The organism is Aquabacterium sp. (assembly GCF_004297345.1).
Lineage (GTDB): Bacteria > Pseudomonadota > Gammaproteobacteria > Burkholderiales > Burkholderiaceae_C > Aquabacterium.
The window spans coordinates 1-1,927 of record NZ_SCTN01000625.1; the positions used below are offsets into that span (position 1 = coordinate 1).

The 1,927-nt window shown below is 57.7% G+C and carries 1 protein-coding gene; it reads right to left on the reverse strand.

Annotation, left to right across the window (positions count from 1 at the left end):
- Positions 1–296: 296 nt before the first annotated feature.
- Complete coding sequence (locus tag EPO09_RS22275) at positions 297–1,649, reverse strand: hypothetical protein (RefSeq protein WP_290646839.1); 1,353 nt, start codon at positions 1,647–1,649, stop codon at positions 297–299.
- Positions 1,650–1,927: the final 278 nt, after the last annotated feature.

Genomic DNA, 1,927 nt, shown 5'->3' on the forward strand with positions numbered 1-1,927 from the left:
TCAGGGAATGGTTCGGCGCTAATGACCCGGCCGACACGCAACTCCACCTTTGTGAAGTCATTCCATTCGATTTGCTCCATTGCTTGTCTTTCTGGTGGCCTAACGCCCAAGGTAAGCGGCGCCGGAGCCCGTAAGGGCGTAGGGTACCGACACTGGCCATGAAAATGGCGAAGCCATGGCCAGTGTTGGCGTCGGCTTGACCGCCCAGTTAGGCGACTTGCTCATTTGACCGGAACCCCTAGTTTTGCCAGCACTAGCTTTTTCGCGGCATCCTTGTTTCGCGCGAAGTGCACCAGTCACTTCTTTTCCGCGTTTGTCGCATCCAGCTCGTAGGGGGTGGAGAAAACTTCGTAGTAGGGAATGTCCCATTGATCGAGGCCAACTTCATGCCAGCTCACCGAGGGGTATTGCTCCGTCAGCTGCTTGCGCAGTGCTGTCCGGTGCTGAAAGAAATCGCGCACCAGCGCGGGGGCGCTCTCGTAGAGCAGGCCCCTGCCGGTGAGTTGGCTCGTGAGCCACAGGACGAGCATGGGGTCTTGCTCGTAGGGAGCGAGAGTCCGCAAGTAGTCGTCTAGCTCGGTTCGAGTCCACGTAGCCTGCGAGTTGAAGAAAATGGAGGGAATATCCGGGTAAGACAGAAAAATGCTCTGGGCGAGACCGTTCGGGAAACGTAGCTTGAAGTCGCGCAGCGCCTTGTTGCCGCTCAGTACAGTAATCTCTGGTGCGAGCAGCACGGCCTGATCGAGCGCGCGATAAACCCGGCCGCCCTTCAAGTCGCTCGACTGCCCGGTGGCGTCAACACCGCTGGCCGTTCTCTGCGGAAAGAATCCAGCAGCCAGGGTCAGCCAGGCGGCGTCGCGGTTTGCCTTCTGCTGTAGGGCCTGATCGCGGAGCGACGATAGTTGTGCTTCCCAGATTTGCAGGGGATCACGGCCGAATATCGGCTTGGCGGGATAGGCAGAGCAACAGCCCTTGGATTTTCTCAGCTCCATCGTCCGATTGGCCGACATGGTTTTCTGCAGCTCCATGTTGGCCCCGACCCAAGGCCGTCGCACAAGGGACTGCATGCGTTCTGGCCACTCCCGCATCGTGATGAACACCTCCACGCTATCGACTGAGGCCAGTGGAGGTCGGTAGTCAAAATACAGCGCGACCGGATAAAAGCCCGGCTTGAAAAAGAGGCGATAGCTGCCATGAATCTGGCTGCCGTAGTCGCGCTCCTCCTGGCGCTGCCCATCGGCGTCGGCCCAGTCCAGGAGCGACGGTCCCGGGGGGAGGAAGTCTGTGTACATGTTGGCCGACTGAACCAGCTCCAGCGGTTCCGGATTCTTCCGGACCCAGTCCTCGAGGGCGCGGCAGATGACCAACTTGTCGGCCTTGAGCTTGAGACCTGCGGCGAGCGCGTCAGATATTTTCGAGGTGGATATGAACGAGCCGATCGCAAAGCGGGGCTGAAAAACCATGACATCGGGAATGGGCTTGCCAGCGTCATCAACAAAGGTCCATTTCCACCTGTTGTGGTTCATGACGAGGATGTCCCCGGTAAAGAGAATCTGTTCGGCGAATGACAGGGGCGCCGTTGTCAGTGCCATGCCGATGAGGGCATGGCGCAATAACTTCGTGAATCGCATCAATATCGCTTGTGCCATCGTTCTTCCTCTTTCACAGGCGCCGGATTGATAAGCTGCTGAATTTGGCCCTGCACTTCCAGGCGGGGGCTGGTTTTTACGTCGTCCGCCTTTTCCAGTGTGTGAGCTTCGGGGCGAAAGAGGGGGTAGATGACTCTGAATCCTTTTCCCAGGGGCATCCCTTCAAAGGCCTGGGATGAAGTTTTTCTACTTTAAGACTTGAACGCTGCCGAATCACACCGGATTATTGGCGCATTGGTGAAAAGATCAAGTTCCTCTCTCTGGCGCCTAACGCCCTA